Genomic DNA, 18,199 nt, shown 5'->3' with positions numbered 1-18,199 from the left:
ATAGTTTCTTAACTTTTTCTTGGTCAGACGTGATTTGAGCTCACTTTGCCCTCTATATTTAAAATTTAAAAAACGGGTAAGAACCTACCCGTTATTTCACTGTTGTTGTATAAAAACTATCTATTGCATCAACCATTTGAGATAACCCCGGTTGCTCTAATGGATAATGGCCTGCATTTTCCAATATCACAGTTTTTACCGGCACTTTATGAATACGGCTAAGAAAAGGCGTACTTAAATCAAGTGGTGTCCAACGGTCTTTTTCAGGTTGGGTCAATAAGACAGGACATACGTCAAAGTCTTCAGGTGCAACCTCAGGTTTATAATGTATATATGAATCTAAAAAGGTCAGAGAAACCGAGTTACCTGCTGAAGTTTTATCTTTCATAAAGACCTTTAAGGCATCTTTATTATTCACCAAAGTACTCATTTTACTTGCCCAGCTCATTGGAACACGCATTGATGCTAACGGCGTTTTAGCAGTTAAATGTGTAATTGGCGTACCTACCCGACTCATAAACAAATTGCTTGCTACAGTATCTTTCACTTTTTGATTGCTTGTATCAAGGAAGGTCATTCCAACTATAGCTTTAACTTTTTTATTTTTGGCAGCAACATGGTAAGTCAGCATACCACCAGCACTTAAGCCATACAGTACAACTGGACGATTATCTTTGGCCAATTCCACATCAATTAAATCGCTACCTGCCTGTGTACCCAATCGTTATAACTAATCGGCTTACTCTTTTTAACTTGAGTGACACCATAGCCGGGCATGTCTACAGCAATTGTTTCATAACCTCGATCAGCCAAGGGTTTTCCTAAAATCATCGACATTTGTCGACCATTGGTCCCCACACCGTGAAATAAAATCACTTTAATTTTGGCATTGGGATTACGGTAAGTATCCAAATGGATGTTATGACCATTCCAAGACCACCATTCTTCTTTGGGTAACTGGTCTTTAGGAATATGAAATTCTTGAGGAAGGAATTGTTCAATTTGTTGCCAAGCTGCTTGATTTTGATAACCCATGACAGACTCTCCTGATTTTATTTCTTGAGCTGAAGATACACCTGTTACACATACCATTAGGCCAATTACACCTAATTTACTCATTAATTGCCGCATCATATTTATCGGCTTTGCTGGTTGAACGGTATTCATTGTTTTACTACTCGTTGCTATCTGATGAATAAATATTAGGCTTTAGTCTTCTCATCAACCATGCTAGATTGGGACACGCATTTTAGTTTTTAGGCCAACTGATGTTAGAGTTTCAAGATTATTTACGAGCTCCATCTAGCGTACAGCTATTATTAGAACTAGGTGATCAATTAAACATTCAAAGAACACATCTGTTAGCCGGCACTGGTTTAACCCTAACTCGTTTAAATGATACTAACAGTGTTGTTACACCCGATGAAGAACTGGGTGTTATCAATAATTTAATTAAAATTTTATCTGCGCACACCGCAGGTTTAGGTCTCATTACTGGTTTTAACCACCAACTGACAACTTATGGGATTTTGGGTTACGCATTAATGAGTAGTGCAACAGGTTTAGAAGCAATGCAACTTGTGCAACGTTATCTGGCCCTCACCTATACCTTTGTTAAAATAAATTTTCAGCAAAAAAATAAAGAGTGCATGATTTGCTTTACTGAACCTGTGGGCCTAACACAGGAGTTACAACGGTTTGTACTTGAACGTGCGATGGCTGCAACTCTTCGTGTTATTAGCGATATTTATGAAGGTTCATTTCAATTAGATGCATTTCATCTTAAATATGGTGAACCTGAGTCTTGTTTGTTAAATATACCTAAAGAATATTTAGGCGCTCCAATTCAATTTAATCAAAAAGAAAACATTTTAAAATTTAATAGTTCGCAATTACTCCACACTCTACCCCATGCAAAACCGAATACTGCTGCTATGTGTGAAAGGCTGTGTATGGAGCTTATTAGCCAACGCCATACCACCTTAACAACCACAATGATTGTCCGCGATTTTTTAATGAACGCTCCTTCTGGCACATTACTTAATATTAAAGAGATTTCAAATAAGTTAAATATGAGCGAACGGACGCTAAAAAGGAGGTTACAAGACGAGAATATCTCTTTTAGAGCACTTCAAAATGAAACCTTGCATCGACGTGCCGACTCCCTTTTAGCGCAAAATCTAAATTTAGGCCAAGTGGCAGAAATATTAGGCTTCTCAGATTTATCTACTTTTTCTCAAGCTTATAAACGTTGGACTGGCGTTGCTCCAAGTCATTATAAAAAGCAAATGATTAAATAAACTCTATTTAGGATTTTTAGTTTTTATCCGGAGTTACTCCGACGAACTAGAATTCCACCCTAGTGAAAAGCGTGCTAATATCCAAATTCTGACAATTACTCATGTCAAATTTATTTTAGAGGGAACAAGATGTTAAAAACTCAAAAAATCAACATCGTACAAGAATTTGATGCACCCATAGATAAAGTCTTTGCGACCTTAAGTGAACACGAAAATTTAAGCAAAATTTTTGCCCCTGCTAAAGTTACTCGCATTAGTAATGGAAAGGATGCACGCAATGGTGTTGGCTCTGCTCGCAAGATGACTATTCCGTTTACACCTTCATTTGTTGAAACAAATTTAGTCTATAAAGAAAATGAACTGATCGAGTACGCGATCACAAGTGGCATTAGCCCAATTAAGGCACATCGTGGTGTGATGCAATTTACTGACTTGGGAAATAACCGAACTCGTTTGAATTACACTATCAGCTTTAAAGGCCGCGTTCCTTTTATTGGCCCGATTATTAAAGCGGCCTTACAAAATGGCGTGAGCCGTGGACTTAAAAAACTTAAATTTTAAGAAGCCAATATCATAAGAAAGCCCAATGATGGGCTTTCTCATTTTAGATTGAATACTAAGATAGGGTTATTAAAAAATATTCTAATAATTTATCTCGTTCATCTGTTTCCTCTTTACTTAAAAGCTGAACCATTGCCCCATCAATCTCAAATAAAAACATGTGAGCATCTTCGATTAAAGCTGTGGGTTTAATAGTTAAAAGTAGGTCATGTATTTGGGTCACTAACCAGTTTCTATAATCCACCACCACTCTGTAAGCAGTTGGATAAAACTTTTCAATCTCCAAAATGGCCTTAAAAGGCAAACGGTACAGTCCTTCGAGATTGGCATGGAGATAAAATATTTTTCTTAGCTTATCAAATACCATAAGTTCACGATATGAATGAATAATAGATAACACCTCTTCTATTAACCCATCTTTTTGAAAGGTTAAGCACATTTCAATGAACCTTTCTTTTGAATGAAAATGTTTATAAAACGTGGCCTTATTCACTTTGGATTCGGCAATAATTCGGTCAACACCGACTTTGTGAAATCCATACTCCATAAATAAATCTTTTGCTGTATGAAGCACTCTGAGTGCTCTAAATGAAGCTTCTAAATTTGGCATAGTTATACCGTTTAAAATAATTTTTTGTTGTATGTAAAAGAGATAGAAATGCCGTCACTCTTAAATTGAGTGCTAAAAACAGGCATGCAAAAGCGGCACAATAAAGGTGTGCTCGCCTATCTCAGGTTTATTGTTGCTATGATTTTTGAGTCGTAACGATTCTTAAGGTGTAGAAAACCTAGAGTCGATTAAACCGATTTAGAGAGTATTTAAACGGTATAAATAGAGAGATTTTGGCAAAGGCCAAAAATTGAGAAGAATTTGTACGCACGAGCGAACTCCTTTGGCTATAAAAGAAGTTTCACCGCATTACTGCTAAATAATGGTGGCGAAACGAAAGAGGGTTAGCAGACTGGAGCCAAAGAATCCAGCACACCCGAAGGTGTCCCCCTCCCGTTCTGAACTGCACCCCATAAGTTAGACTTTTTAAACTTATGAGGTGTGCCCTATGCCAATTCCGAAGCATTCAAAAGAGTTAAAATTAAAAGTCATTCAAGCTTATTTAGATGGAAGTAAAGGATATAAAATCCTTTCACAAGAATTTAATGTTGATCTCCAAACCATCCGCTTATGGATTGAAAACTATAAGGCACAAGGTGAAGATGGCCTGAATGTTAAAACTAAAAAAACCTACTACTCTTCCGAATTTAAAATCAAGGCTGTACAAATGCTTCTTGATAAGATACCGGTAAGAGAAGTTAGAAGACGGTTAAATCTGAGCGGGACGTCAATTTTAAGAAGGTGGCTCGCTCAGTATCATAAAGAAGGGATTGCCGGGTTTAATACTACGAGGATTTATACCAATATGGTTAAACAACATAAAACCAAAATAACTAAACCTATAAAAGAAGACAAAGATAAATCTCAACAGGAGCTCATTGATGAAGTGACTGCTTTACGAGCAGAGGTTGCCTTTTTAAAAAAGCTAAAAGCCTTAAAACTGAAGCAACGTACTTAAATACACTTTGTACTGCAGACACTGTTCAGGTTATTTCAGAATTAAGGCAAATTTATCCATTAAAACTCTTACTCAGTATTGCAAAGATTGCTCGTAGTACTTATTTCTATCACATGAAAGCTGTACGCTCTAATGACAAATATACTGAGTTAAAACAGCAGATTAAGTCCATATATCACAAGCATAAGGGATGCTATGGCTATCGTAGAATTACTCTTGCCCTGAAAAGTACAGGAATAATAATCAACCATAAATGTGTATATCGCCTTATGAAAACCATGGGACTTAAATCACGTATCAGAGCATTGAAATATCGCTCATATAAAAGTGGTTGTGTCGGGACGGTGGCTGATAACATTATGCAACGGCAATTTAAAGCGAACCATCCCAACCAGAAATGGGCAACTGATGTGACGGAATTTAATGTTAACGGTGAAAAACTTTATCTATCACCAATTATAGATTTGTTTAATGGGGAAATTATTACTTTCCGGATCCAACGTAAACTCAATTATGAGTTAGTGAAAGATATGCTCATTCATGCCTTAGCTAAACTTAAGCGACATGAGAAACCAATTCTCCATTCAGATCAAGGATGGCAATATCAAATGGCTCATTACCAACAGCAATTAAAGCAACATGGTTTAATTCAAAGTATGTCTCGTAAAGGAAATTGCTTAGATAATGCTGTAATAGAAAGCTTCTTTGGAATATTAAAATCGGAATGCTTTCATGGAGAAAAATTTCAATCAATTGATGAATTAGAGAAAACGATACGAGAATACATTCATTATTATAATCATGAGAGAATCAAGGTGAAGCTACAAGGTTTATCCCCGGTACAATATAGAAACCAGTTTATAAAAACTGCTTAACTAACTGTCCAACTTTATGGGGTCAGATCATTCCGCCGCAGAGGGGGCACGCAGGGATTTCCACAAAAAAGTTAGACTTTTTCGTGTACTTTGGCTTATGGTCTGCTAAAACCAACTGGCAATGTAGGCCAGCCCGCAAAGGATAGTATTCGCTTTTCTTGTCGTCAAGCGCAGAAAATATAGTTTGTATTAAGTTCGAGCATTTCAGTTAGATTTTAAACTTAATTGAATATGGGTATATAGAAAATAGTTATAAAAATTAAAAAATATAAAATTTCGATAGGTAAAAATTTATTAAAAGTAAACTCAGATATAAATGAATATAAAGTTTAATCTCTACAAAATAATGATAGTGATAGATAGAATGAAGAAGGGTTAGCAGACCAGACATCTAGAATCTGGCACATCAAAAGATGTCCCCTTTTCACTCTACCCGAGAAAAGCATAGTATTCACTTTTGTTATCGTCAAGCGTGGGAAATGACAATCGTATTAAAGTAGGGCGGTTGGGGAATAAAATTTATTTAATAGGTTTAAGTTATAATTTAGATCATTATGAAATTTCTAATATTTTTAGTATGATATATTTTCATTACAAAATAATTAGATTCAACTAATGACATTAAAGACTTTATATATCGAGTTCTATTATGGAGAATATTCAGCTCAAGAAAGAACGGAAAAGATTAATAAATACATTAAAGAAAATGAAGATGTTCACATAGATTTTTTTACCGAATTACTACTAACATTTAATGATTATAATTCTTTATTACTGCGAATCGTAAACTTAACAGATCCTATTTTTTCATATAATTGTATTGAAGCAGAAATATTAGCAGCTCGATTTTTTTTTAGATATTTTAAATAATTATCAAGAAAACAACCTAAGCCCAGTTCAGCTATGTACTATTTTCAATAATTTAGAAACAGGTTTTATGGGCGCACCAAGAAATCTTCCAGACAACATAATTTATTACCCTACTTGGCTCGAATCTTTCTACGATGCTTGCGATTGGTGCGATGAAACATGGACTTTAGAGAATTCTCCTCACCTAATTGAAGCCACAAAACAGCAAGTCCATATCATAGAAAAATGGCTATTCTTCAAATAGTGATAAGGCATCCTTATTGCCATTTTCGGCTGCTTTTCTTAGCCACTTTTCGGCTAATTCATTGTTTTGCGGTACACCCTCACCTTTATAGTACATCATCCCTACTGTAAATTGCGCTTCATCATTTTCCTGTTGAGCAGCTTTGCTATACCATTCGAACGCTTTTTTATAATCTTGATTTACACCTATCCCAAGAGCATATACGGCCCCCAAGTTATTTTGTGCTTTTTCATTTCCTTGCTCAGCCGCTTTGCTATATAACTCAAAGGCTTTTTTATTATTTAGCTCTACGCCCTTACCTTGTGCATAAAGTGCTGCAAGATTATTTTGTGCAGCAGCTTTGCTATACCAATCAAATGCTTTTTTATAATCTTGGGTTACCCCATAGCCTTCTTCGTAAAGTATGCCCAAATAGTATTTAGCTTCGGCATTATCTTGTGCAGCAGCTTTGTTAAACCATTCAAATGCTTTCTGATAGTTTTTAACACCACCATCCCCATTTGCATAATACGCACCTAAATTATTCTGTGCTTTCACTTCACCTTGTTCAGCAGCTTTACTATACCATTCGAATGCTTTTTTATAATTTTGCTCTACCCCTTGTCCAAGAGCATACATTGCTCCCAAGTTATTCTGTGCCTCTGCATTTCCTTGATTAGCAGCTTTACTATACCATTCAAAGGCCTTTTTATAATCTTGAGGAACAACTTCTCCCTCTACATATAATTCACCAAGTTTTGCTTGAGCTCCTGCATCACCTCTTTCTGCTAAACGAGAAATATCTTTAAAATCTGGTTGATGACTACAAGCTAATAAATTGATTGCTACGAAAATAATGGCGATTTTTTGAAGTTTTTTTCTTAAAATAAAAAACATAATAAATATTAAATTGCTTGTGATGAGAAATATATCGAATGAATTTTAGCATAAATTCTCAAACATGAAAAAATTTAAAGTTCTAGTTTAATGGCTATAGTAATTTAATGAAATTATAAATTATCTATAATCCTTTAATTAGATTACTTTAAAAGACATCATGCCGAATAGCCCACACAACCAAAATTAAAATAAACGTAACAAGTGAACTTAAAGATGAAGATATTAATAAAGAAAAAAGTGCTAAGTGATTAGGGCCATCTTTAGTAAAAAATTGCGCATTGGTCCAATCTTTAGGAAATAAAATTGCTAAAATAAATAGAGTGATAATAAAAAATGATAAAAACCATATTGGCACTAAATAGCGAAGCTTCCACCGTGCTTTAACTACAAAATAGCCAACTCCATATAAGCATATAAAAAAAATAGCGAAATCTAATATAGACATAACACCCTCTTTAATATTAGACCTCTTGCGAAAGTAAAAACCACCTCAATCTAAATTTCATGAGATATCAGAAATTAAATCGTTTTTCAGATTCTGAATTCCAGCGCTTGGTTGGTGTACCTCGACCAGTTTTTAGTGAAATGATCGAAGTTTTAAAAGAAGTAGAATCACTTAAAAAGAAATCTGGGCGTCCTCATACTTTAGCTATAGAGGATCAATTATTATTAACACTCAATTACTTACGGAATTACAGCACTCAATTGGAGTTGGCTGCAAATTACCATATCGCTGAAAGTAATGTGAATCGAACCATTAAAAAGGTTGAAGATGCATTGATGAAATCAAGACGGTTTACTCTGCCAAAACGAAGCATTACCACAGCAGACGAACAGTTTAACTGGGTCATTATTGATGCGACAGAATGTTCAATAGAACGTCCGAAAAAAAATCAGAGTAAGTTCTACAGTGGTAAAAAGAAGAAACATACGCTAAAAGCACAAGTGATCTATCATCCGAACAGCAAACAAATCATAGGGCTAGATATATCGAATGGCAGTCAGCATGACATTAAATTGGCAAGAAGAACGGTTAAAAAATTCAAACATTGTAAATATGTTATGACCGATTTAGGGTACTACGGATTAGAGCAAGATGGCTTTAAATTATTGATGCCAATAAAGAAAAAGAAGAATTTACCCTTATTTGATGTTGAGAAAAAGTACAATAAAATGATTGGAAAAATACGAGTTGTGATCGAACATATTAATAGTCAATTGAAAACATTTAGAATATTAAGTGAACGCTATCGAAATAGACGGAAAAGATTCGGTTTACGCATTAACTTAATCGCTGCACTGGTAAATCGGATGAACTTGCAATAACGACTTTCGCAAGAGGTCTATTAATTTTTACATTAACTAGTTACCCCTCATTTAAAATTATTATCTTCCGGATGAAATCCAAAAAATATTGCTCCGACTACCCATCCTGATAGATATATAAGCTTACCTAGTTCTGTTATTCCAGCAAAAAGTATGCCCCATAATATAAACCCTCCCGTTAAAATTAGAGAGAATAAAATAAAGAACAAAACAGCTAAAAGAAAAAAGACAAAGTATTTATTTAAAAATTTATCAACAGCAGATATAAAAATAGATAAAGACTTTTGAATTAAAAATATAGTATATCGGCCAACAAGTAACCCTACAAAAAAAGTAAGTATCATAATAACTATTGACACTGCTTAAGTTATTCCTTTTTTTAATATTAAAATAATTTTCTATTTCTCATTATAGTCCCCAACAAGAGATAGAACTACATTTCTTTTCATTTGCTTATCACTTTTTATTAAGCATTTAATATGCCAATTTTTATCATTTTTATTAAAAAAGAAGATTTAATAGGAGTTAAGCAACCTAAAACCACTCAACTCCTTAGAAAGGCTTAATCAATCCATCAACTTTTTACGGCGATACAACCCACAATTTCCAGAAAATAGCGCTGCCAATAAACAGGTAATAATGGCATAAGTCGCAACATTCATTCCAAATAACTCAACAGCTAAAATAATTGAGGTTAACGGAGCCTTACTCGCCCCTGAAAACAGACTTACTAAACCCAAGCCAGCAAGTAATGAGAGTGGTAGGTTTAAAACTGCGCCTAAAGCATTCCCTAATGTTGCACCCACATAGAACAATGGCGTAATTTCACCACCTTTAAAGCCCGAACCTAAAGTGATGGCTGTAAAAACAGTCTTGTTAAAAAAGTCGTAAAACTCAATCGGTACATAAAAAGATGAAATAATTTTATCTGTACCTAAACCGTTGTACTGCTGATGTGCAGTGAACAACGTAAGCAGCATAATAATAATACCGCCGACCATCGTTCTTAATGGCAAATAACGAATGTATTTATAAAAGAGGTCACTTGCCAAGTGAATGGCTGCAATAAAGAAGCGCGCAGCCAAACCAAAAACTAATCCTGCCGCAATTAAGCTCATGAGTGTGCCAAAATGAATGGCTGGAAACTCGCTAATTACATAAAAAACGTGCGGATGCACAATTTCAAATAGCTCAGGAATGGTCGATGCAATCAGCGCCGACACAAAACATGGAAAAATAGCTGAGTATCTTAAATTACCTAAAGCGGTAATTTCTAAACCATAAATTGCACCCGCCAAAGGCAGACCAAACACCCCAGCAAAACCCGCGCCAATACTGGCGATTAAACAGATTTTTCGGTTGTCTTCCGAGATTTTTAATATATAGCTTAAATGGTCAATTAAGGCACCTGAAAGCTGAACCGCTGGCGCCTCACGCCCTGCCGAACCACCAAACAACTGCGTTAAAATTGAGGTAATAAAAATGATAGGGCTCATTCGTTTTGGAATAAACGATTTGGGTTGATGAATCTCATCTATGAGTAAATGTGTTCCCCGTTCAATTGGCGAACCATATTTTTTAATGAGATAGCCAATACCAAAGCCCACAAAAGGCAGAAAGTAGATGAGCCAGTGATGCAGACTGCGGACTTTGTTTGAAATATCAAAAGCCACAAAGATTAGAGTGGATGCCAGCCCGGCAACGACTCCAATCACAATTGATATGACGAGCCAATAGACACTGTATTTTAGAATTTGATCGTATTCAGATGAAGGTAGAATTTTCATTCGCTTTCTTCAATTCGCCTGTGAGTGAGTGCCAAATTCTCAAATTTTTTTATGCTGCCAGTTCATTAAGTGAGAAATGCTTAAACTGGGCTAAAAATTAAAGCTCGCATAAGCGAGCTTCAAATACAGTGATCAATATTTATACCACCAATCTGTGACAAATATCTCATAACCCGTTCTGGCTTTCAAGTTGAAAATGGTTAATGAAAACCTAAAATATGCCTGATTGAGTTAATTAATAAGCACTCGATTTGACCTGATCAAGCTAAAAACATTCTCAGGCCAAATAACCTATTCAAATTTTAATTAATGCTGGCAATCATGGTTTCAGCATGGCAGGTTGCGCCCTTCTCTGCACTAATCTGAATAACACCACTCCGGTGTGCAAGTACCTGAACTTCCATTTTCATGGCTTCCATAATGGCAACCACTTGGCCTTCTGTCACTTGCTCACCATTTTCCACTTTCCAAGCGCTAATCACACCATTAATAGGCGCAAGTAAATGCTCGGCACCCACTTCTGGCTCGGCAATCTGCGCTTGAGCTGCGGTTACTGGGCCTTGTGCAAACATACCCGCAGGTAAACCTAAACGGTGTAACTTGCCATCAATTTCAATGTAGCTGAGTAACATCGGTTGTTGATGATTTGGAATGCCACGTTTAGTCGGCTTTAACTCTTGCTTAAAGTCATTTTCGATCCAACGCGTATGTACATTAAATTCATTTGTAAAGTCGGGTTCATTAAGTACCGCACGGTGAAAGTCTAAAACTGAAGCTACACCTTCAATTTTAAATTGCTTCAAAGCACGTTTGGCACGGGCAATTGCAATTTCACGGGTTGGACCAGTCACAATCAGTTTTGCCATGAGTGAGTCGAAGTGACTAGACACTAGAGAACCAGTGCGCACACCTGTATCGACGCGTACACCATTACCAAATGGTGCTTCAAATAAACTCAACACACCAAAGGCTGGAATAAACCCGCGAGCTGGGTCTTCGGCATTTATACGAAACTCAATCGCATGACCTTGTGCCTTTGGTGTTTCTTTAATAGAAAGCTCATGGCCCTGTGCAACACGAATTTGTTCAACTACCAAATCGACTTTTGAAGTTTCTTCAGTCACTGGGTGTTCAACTTGCAAACGCGTATTTACTTCTAAGAATGAAAGCTTGCCGTCACGACTCAGTAAGTATTCAACTGTTCCCGCACCCACGTAGTTTGCAGCCTGACAGATATTTTTTGCCGAGCTTAAAATTTGCTGGAAAATCTCATCACTAATAAATGGCGCTGGTGCTTCTTCGACTAACTTTTGGTTACGGCGTTGCAACGAACAATCACGTGTACCAAGCACAACAATGTTGCCATGTTGGTCGGCAATCACTTGCGCTTCTACATGGCGCGGTTTATCGAGATATTGCTCCACAAAACATTCACCACGACCAAAGGCAGCTTTTGCCTCGCGTACTGCCGACTCATAAAGCTCTTTCACTTCTTCGAGTTTCCACGCGACTTTTAAACCACGGCCACCACCACCAAATGCGGCTTTAATAGCAATCGGTAAACCAAACTGCTTGGCAAACTCTAAAGCTTCATCTGCATTGTTGAGTGGGTCTTGCGTACCCTGAACTAACGGCGCACCCACCGAAGCAGCAATTTTACGCGCTTCGATTTTATCGCCTAGTTTTTCAATGGCACTTGGAGATGGCCCTACCCATTTTAAGCCCGCATCAATCACGGCTTGGGCAAACTCAGCACGTTCAGATAAAAAGCCATAACCCGGATGCACCATCGTCGCTTTCGATTTTTTTGCAACTTCAATAATAGCAGGAATATTTAAATAGGTTTCACTGGCGGTCGCACCAGCCAAGCCCCATGCTTCATCTGCAAGTTCGACATGCATGCTACCAATGTCGTCATCTGCATATAACGCGACCGATGAAATTCCCATATCACGGCAAGCATGGATAATACGAACAGCAATTTCACCACGATTAGCAATCAATAATTTTTCTGTATTCATCATTCATTCTCAAAATCTGTAAATTCGGCAATTTTTTTAAATTTGATGTGGCAACCTGCCGGAATCTGTGCCACCAAGTCCCAATGGTGTTTAGCAACAGAGGCAATGACCGGATATCCGCCCGTTAAAGGATGATCATTCATAAACAAAACGGGCTGACCACTCGGTGGAATCTGTAATGCACCAATGCAAGTGCCTTCACTTTCCAGTTCATGGGTAATTTTGCGAGTTAGGGGCTGTTCACCTGAAAGCCTTAGCCCAACTCGGTTGCTTTCATTGGTCACGAGCCATTCTTGCTGACAGAGCAGTTCAATACTGTCTTGTTCGAACCAGTCTGTGCGTGGCCCCATCACAATATCTAGCTCAACCATTTCACCAGCTCGTGGCAAATCGCTTTTGCCCACTTCATTTACATTAATGTTGGCTGTCTTCACCTGCCCTTGGTAAATAGTATCTCCGAGCTTTAATGGTTCTGGTCCTAACACTGCCAAGCTGTCAAACGAAGCACTATTAAGTACTGGTTCAACGTCTATACCACCACGAACGGCCAGATAGTTTCTTAAGCCTGCTGTTGGGGGCTGAATTTGAAACTCATCGCCTTCATCCAAATCAATCGGTTGATAACTTGCAAAGTCTGCGGTTTGACCATCGGTAAATTTCACACGAATGTTTGAAATAGCCCCAGCCACCGCAATAACACCCGCATGCTGCATTTTGGCTTTTAGGCCTCCATTTAAAACTTCAATGACGGGTGCATCGGTTGGATTACCGACAATACGATTGGCACTATGCATTGCAGACAAGTCCATTGCTCCCGCTACGCCAACACCAATATTGGTCTGGTTTAAACGCCCTTCGTCTTGAATAAGCATTTGTAAACTTGGCGCAGTAATCGTAAACAGCGGTACAGATTGTTTCGGTTTAACCTTAGGCGTAATTTGCTGCGGCACAGTCACTGTTGTTGGGTTATGCGTAACATCCTCAAAATGTACAGTCATGCCCGGTAACAGCAATGCAGGATTTTTACGCTCTAAATCCCACATTTTTTCCGAGGTGATCCCAATAAGCTGCCAACCACCCGGACTGTCTTTTGGATAAATACCAGAGTATTTTCCAGCCAAACCCAAAGAGCCTGACGATATTTTTTTACGTGGAACCGTTAAGCGCGGAATATCGGTAAAAGGCTTATCGGGACTGCTCATATACGCAAAGCCCGGCGCAAACCCAATAAAAGCCACATTCCACACGCTTTGGTGATGTTTTCTAATCACATCGGCAATGGACAGCCCTTGCAACTCGGCAACCTGAGCAAGGTCTTCGCCATCATAACGAATCGGCACAATCACTTCTTGGCCGCTACGCTCAAATCCAGAATCAACTTTGAGGCTCTGAATTGAAGCAACTAGCGTTTTAAAATTGGTTTCGATCTCATTAAAAAAAACCAAAATTGTTTTTGCAGCGGGGACTAAGTCTTTAATTCCATTCAATTGCGTATTTTGCAATTTATTGTACAACGCCAAAGTTTCCTCTAAACTCGCAAGCTCAATTAGAAAACAATCGGCGTTTACCGATAAAAAACGCATTTGCTTATCCTTTTAATTCTTCTTTAGCTATTTAGCTCATCCAAGCGCGGTCAGGAATATCGGTAATAAACATGTAACCCGGTGCATGACTAATGGCAAAAGGAATTTTCGAGTTCATCACTGCTGCTTGCGGTGTTACCCCACATGCCCAAAACACGGGAATTTCACCTGCTTCAATACGAGAAGCATCACCAAAGTCTGGCTTATTTACATCCTTAATGCCTAAGCTTTCAGGGTGCCCGATATGGACAGGTGCCCCATGTACACTTGGCATACGTGCTGTAATTTTTACTGCTTCACTAATTTGATGAGATGGAATTGGTCGCATGGAAACCACCATATTTCCTGAAATGCGCCCTGCCGGTTCACACTTGATATTACTCAGATACATCGGCACATTGGTGTCGTCATGAATGTGGCGAACTTCAATACCTGCTTCTTGTAAAGCGGTTTCAAATGAAAAACTGCAACCAATTAAGAAAGTCACCAAATCAGGATGAGCATTATAAATCTCTCTTGCATCAGTCACTTCGTCGACCATTTCGCCATCTTTCCAAATGCGATAACGCGGAAAGTCGGTTCGAATGTCTGAGTCTGCTGCAAGCTTAGTTGCATAGATGCCTTCTTCGAGCACATCAAGCACTGGACAGCTTTGCGGGTTACGGTGTGCATAAAGCAAAAAATCATACGCCCAATCTTTTGGCACCGAAATCATGTTGACCTGTGTCATACCCGCAGCCATGCCCGCTGTTGGTTTATCAAAACCTGCACGGATTTTTAAACGTGCATCTAATGCGGCTTCAAGCTGAGCTGGGTCGACTTTAATATCCTTATACATTGCGCTCTTCCTTATGCTTTATTTACAAATGGGCGAATTTCAATATTGTTTTTTACAAGCTCGGCTTTAATGGCTACCGACATCTCTAGTGCGCCGTCAGTATCACCATGTAAGCAAATCGTATCAGCCTGAATTGGGGTAAATACACCATCAATTGACTCGACCCCACCATTTTTAAGCATAGACACCACACGGCTCGCAACAAATGCCGAGTCGTGTAAAACTGCACCTTCTAAACGGCGGGAAACCAATGAGCCATCACTGTTATATGCACGGTCTGCAAATGCTTCGGACACAACTTTTAAACCCGCAGCTCGTGCCTGTTCGACTAAGTTCGACCCAGCTAAAGCAACTAGTACGAGTTCAGGGTTATACATTTTAATAGCGTCAATCACTGCGGCTGCCTGAGCTTGGTCATGGGCAATGGTGTTGTAGAGCGCACCGTGTGGTTTAACATACTGCACTTTTGAGCCAGCTACTTTAGCCAAACCATCGAGCGCAGAAATTTGGTAAAGCACATCGGCAATAAGCTCGTCACGCGACAAATCCATATTACGGCGACCAAAGCCTACAAGGTCTGGGTAAGACACATGAGCACCTATGGTCACGCCAAGTTCAACTGCTTTACGAACCGTTTTTAAAATGCCGAGCGGGTCACCAGCATGAAAACCACAAGCAATATTGGCACTGGTCACGACAGGTAAAATCTGGTCATCATTACCCATTTTCCATGAGCCAAAGCTTTCACCCAAATCACTATTTAAATCTACAAACATGGCATTATTCCTTTATCAATTCATGTCGTCTGGCTTAAAGTTTGGTCAAATAGTTAAACACTGTCGTAAATGACATATAACCCATCCACCACGTTAACAGACATGTTAATCCACCTAAAATAAGCAACCACTTTGGATAGTTATAATTACCCATTAAATCTTTACGGCACGCAGCTACGTATACAAAAATTGTAAGACCAATTGGCAATACCAAACCGTTAAAACCACCCACAAAAATGAGTAGACCTGCCGGAGTTGCACCCAATAACACATAGAGCAATAAAGCCAATGCGATAAAGGTAATGGTCGTATAGTTGGTCTGTTTTGGCGTTAAGTTCTTTTTAAAGGCGGTAAAGAATGAAACCGAAGTATATGCGGCACCAATCGTACTGCTAATACCCGCGGCCCAGAAAATTAAACCAAATAATTTAAAACCGAATGTACCTGCTGCATATTGAAATGCTTGGGCTGCCGGATTGGCGTCATGGCTGGCTAAATCAATATGGGCACCGCTCACCACCACCCCTAAGAATGCCAAGAACAACACATAACGCATAATACCTACTACAACAATGCCTTTGGTTGCAGCTTTAGCAACTTCATCAATATTTTCAGGACCAACAGCACCTTTATCGAGTAAACGGTGCGCACCTGCATAACAGATATAGCCACCCACTGTACCGCCCACAATCGTGGTAATAATGGCGAAGTCGATATGATCTGGAGCAAATGTTTGATGTACAGCTTGACCAACTGGAGGCATCACAATGACGGCAACAATAATAATCAGGAGAATTTTAAGCAGTCCCAACACGATCATGCTTTTATCCATGGCGAGCGTTGCTTTTTTAGAAGCAAAAATTAAAATCGCTAACGCCCCACTTAAAATACCGCCCCACTTTGTATCTAGACCAAAAAGTGCATTTAAACCTAAAGCTGCACCTGCAATATTACCGACACTAAAGAAAAAGCCACCCAAAATCACCAGAAACGCCAGTAAATAACCACTACCCGGTAAGGCTTTATTGGCAATATCAGATGCACGCATCTGGGTAAGTGTCACCACTCGCCAAATATTTTGTTGGACGACATAATCAATCAGAATAGAAACTAAAATGGCAAAGCCAAATGCCGCACCTAACTTAACTGTAAATACAGCAGTTTGGGTTAAAAATCCTGGCCCCATTGCAGAGGTCGCCATCATAAAGATTGAGGCAACAATGGCCCATTGGCGATCTGATAAAAAAGAAGATTTCAGTAAAGACATATTAATGCGTTCCTCATCCATTTGAGCTTAACAACGCTATTTTCAAGTTGAATCAAGAACACCATTTTTGTCCTAAACGATATTCTTTAATCCTTTAAAATGACAAAGATTCCCTATTCCCCAATCAACACAATCGGTGATCAAATCTTGTGTCTAAAATAAAAACATAGCTAATCCCTACGAACAATAAGACTTTTTACAGAAATTTAAAATTTTAAATAATTGATTTTTATAGTTTTATATTCAAACTAAAATACAGGATAAATTTTACTTATCGATGTACATAAGCTGTTTTTATGGTTTTACATATAAAACAGCTTTTTTAAACAAGGAAGAATAAGAATAAATGATACTCAAAAAAAAAAGCTTATTTTTTGATTTGCTCATTAAGCCTTTTCATAGCACTCGCCGAGACTTTAACAGCAACCTCGGTTAATTTTTCTTTCAAGGCAACATCGTTACCGTGAATATAAATAGACGTGAAATGAAAGGTTTTTAAGCGAATAGGTGTATTTAATATTTCCAATCGTCCGTCGGTAATTTCCTTTAATGCCGTTAAAGTTGGCACTACCGCAATACCTAAGCCTTGCTCGGCGAGACACAATAAAGTCGCTAAAGAATAGCTAGTAATTGACAGTGGTTCATCAATCCCTTTTTCTTTCATTCTTGCCTTTAATTCTTTATAGGGGTAGGTAATTTTTGGATAGGTTAAAATGGTATGTGACATCAAGGTTTTAAAAGACATTTGTCCAATTCCACCTTTAAATGATGGCGCTGCCAAAAAACTTAACTCGAAATCACAAAGTGCTTGTTCAATACACTCAAAAGCCAACGTTGGCCCGAGTAAAAAGGCCATGTCCAAGTCCCCAGTACGTACCCCTTCTTGTAAGTTAGGTGTCAGATCCACCACAATTTCGACTGAAACTTTTGGGAACTCTTGTTGAACTTTTTCGATATATTCGACTAGCCATGTATACACAATCGTTTCGGAAACGCCTAAACGTATAGTTCCTGTGAGATGCTGATTTTCAGTAAGCTCTGCAACTAGGTCGGTTTCTAAACGCATAAACTTTTCGGCATATTTAAATAATGTTCTGCCTTTATGGGTCAATTTAAACTGTCGCAAGCTTCGGTCTAAAACTTTAAAACCTAATTCATTTTCAAGAGATGTGACTTTTTGAGATACCGCAGGCTGTGTCGTTTGTAATTTAGTCGCGGCCTTATTGAAGCTATTTAAAGTCACAACCCAATAAAATGCTTCAAGATTCTTTAAATTCACGTTTCATCCTGTCTTAAAAATTCCT

The 18,199-nt window shown here is 38.2% G+C and carries 14 protein-coding genes and 2 pseudogenes; 4 read left to right on the top strand and 12 right to left on the bottom strand.

Annotated features, from left to right (window positions below):
* Window positions 1–91: 91 nt before the first annotated feature.
* Window positions 92–1,167: pseudogene (locus CSB87_RS20195) on the bottom strand (alpha/beta hydrolase).
* A 101-nt stretch (window positions 1,168–1,268) separates the two neighbouring features.
* Here CSB87_RS20195 and CSB87_RS16765 point away from each other — a divergent pair.
* A complete protein-coding gene (locus tag CSB87_RS16765; protein ID WP_004887838.1) occupies window positions 1,269–2,300 on the top strand; it encodes an AraC family transcriptional regulator in 1,032 nt (343 codons plus the stop codon).
* Between the two features lie 129 nt (window positions 2,301–2,429).
* Complete coding sequence (locus CSB87_RS16760) at window positions 2,430–2,861, top strand: SRPBCC family protein (RefSeq protein ID WP_004887840.1); 432 nt, start codon at window positions 2,430–2,432, stop codon at window positions 2,859–2,861.
* Between the two features lie 55 nt (window positions 2,862–2,916).
* On the opposite strand, the gene CSB87_RS16755 is transcribed toward CSB87_RS16760, so the two are convergent.
* Window positions 2,917–3,471 (bottom strand): TetR/AcrR family transcriptional regulator, encoded by a 555-nt coding sequence (locus CSB87_RS16755; protein ID WP_004887842.1) that lies wholly within the window; start codon window positions 3,469–3,471, stop codon window positions 2,917–2,919.
* Between the two features lie 454 nt (window positions 3,472–3,925).
* On the opposite strand from CSB87_RS16755, the pseudogene CSB87_RS20305 reads away from it, so the two are divergent.
* A pseudogene (locus CSB87_RS20305) lies at window positions 3,926–5,304 on the top strand (IS3 family transposase).
* 1,099 nt (window positions 5,305–6,403) lie between these two features.
* Here CSB87_RS20305 and CSB87_RS16735 read toward each other — a convergent pair.
* Both CSB87_RS16735 and CSB87_RS16730 read right to left on the bottom strand, forming a co-directional pair.
* Window positions 6,404–7,294 carry a tetratricopeptide repeat protein gene (locus CSB87_RS16735; protein ID WP_004887847.1) on the bottom strand — a complete coding sequence of 297 codons (891 nt, stop codon included), beginning with the start codon at window positions 7,292–7,294 and terminating at the stop codon, window positions 6,404–6,406.
* Between the two features lie 148 nt (window positions 7,295–7,442).
* Window positions 7,443–7,742, bottom strand: coding sequence for a hypothetical protein (locus CSB87_RS16730; protein ID WP_004887849.1), 300 nt, complete (start codon window positions 7,740–7,742; stop codon window positions 7,443–7,445).
* Between the two features lie 59 nt (window positions 7,743–7,801).
* On the opposite strand from CSB87_RS16730, the gene CSB87_RS16725 reads away from it, so the two are divergent.
* Window positions 7,802–8,623, top strand: coding sequence for an IS5-like element ISAba27 family transposase (locus CSB87_RS16725; RefSeq protein WP_076611894.1), 822 nt, complete (start codon window positions 7,802–7,804; stop codon window positions 8,621–8,623).
* 47 nt (window positions 8,624–8,670) lie between these two features.
* Here CSB87_RS16725 and CSB87_RS16720 read toward each other — a convergent pair whose 3' ends face one another.
* The 8 genes from CSB87_RS16720 to mumR form a co-directional block, all read right to left on the bottom strand.
* Window positions 8,671–8,982, bottom strand: a complete 312-nt coding sequence (locus tag CSB87_RS16720) for a hypothetical protein (protein WP_004887852.1) — start codon at window positions 8,980–8,982, stop codon at window positions 8,671–8,673.
* A gap of 207 nt (window positions 8,983–9,189) precedes the next feature.
* A complete protein-coding gene (locus CSB87_RS16715) occupies window positions 9,190–10,410 on the bottom strand; it encodes a chloride channel protein (RefSeq protein WP_004887853.1) in 1,221 nt (406 codons plus the stop codon).
* A gap of 302 nt (window positions 10,411–10,712) precedes the next feature.
* Window positions 10,713–12,431, bottom strand: coding sequence for an acetyl/propionyl/methylcrotonyl-CoA carboxylase subunit alpha (locus tag CSB87_RS16710; protein WP_023188392.1), 1,719 nt, complete (start codon window positions 12,429–12,431; stop codon window positions 10,713–10,715).
* The gene (locus CSB87_RS16705) at window positions 12,431–14,014 is read right to left on the bottom strand and encodes an urea amidolyase family protein (protein WP_004887858.1); all 1,584 of its coding nucleotides are present in this window, start codon (window positions 14,012–14,014) and stop codon (window positions 12,431–12,433) included. Before CSB87_RS16705 ends, CSB87_RS16710 begins: the two co-directional genes overlap by 1 nt.
* A gap of 31 nt (window positions 14,015–14,045) precedes the next feature.
* Window positions 14,046–14,852 (bottom strand): putative hydro-lyase, encoded by an 807-nt coding sequence (locus CSB87_RS16700; RefSeq protein ID WP_004887859.1) that lies wholly within the window; start codon window positions 14,850–14,852, stop codon window positions 14,046–14,048.
* Between the two features lie 11 nt (window positions 14,853–14,863).
* Entirely contained in the window at window positions 14,864–15,628 is a 765-nt protein-coding gene (locus tag CSB87_RS16695) for a LamB/YcsF family protein (protein ID WP_006580630.1), read from the bottom strand.
* Between the two features lie 34 nt (window positions 15,629–15,662).
* A complete protein-coding gene (locus CSB87_RS16690) occupies window positions 15,663–16,916 on the bottom strand; it encodes an NRAMP family divalent metal transporter (RefSeq protein WP_079377165.1) in 1,254 nt (417 codons plus the stop codon).
* A gap of 346 nt (window positions 16,917–17,262) precedes the next feature.
* Entirely contained in the window at window positions 17,263–18,174 is a 912-nt protein-coding gene (gene mumR / locus CSB87_RS16685; RefSeq protein ID WP_004887862.1) for a LysR family transcriptional regulator MumR, read from the bottom strand.
* Between the last annotated feature and the right edge of the window lie 25 nt (window positions 18,175–18,199).

The sequence above is a fragment of the Acinetobacter sp. AR_0276 genome (assembly GCF_003000705.1).
In the GTDB taxonomy this organism is placed as follows: Bacteria; Pseudomonadota; Gammaproteobacteria; order Pseudomonadales; family Moraxellaceae; genus Acinetobacter; species Acinetobacter nosocomialis.
This window is presented reverse-complemented; position numbering and strand designations above follow the sequence as displayed.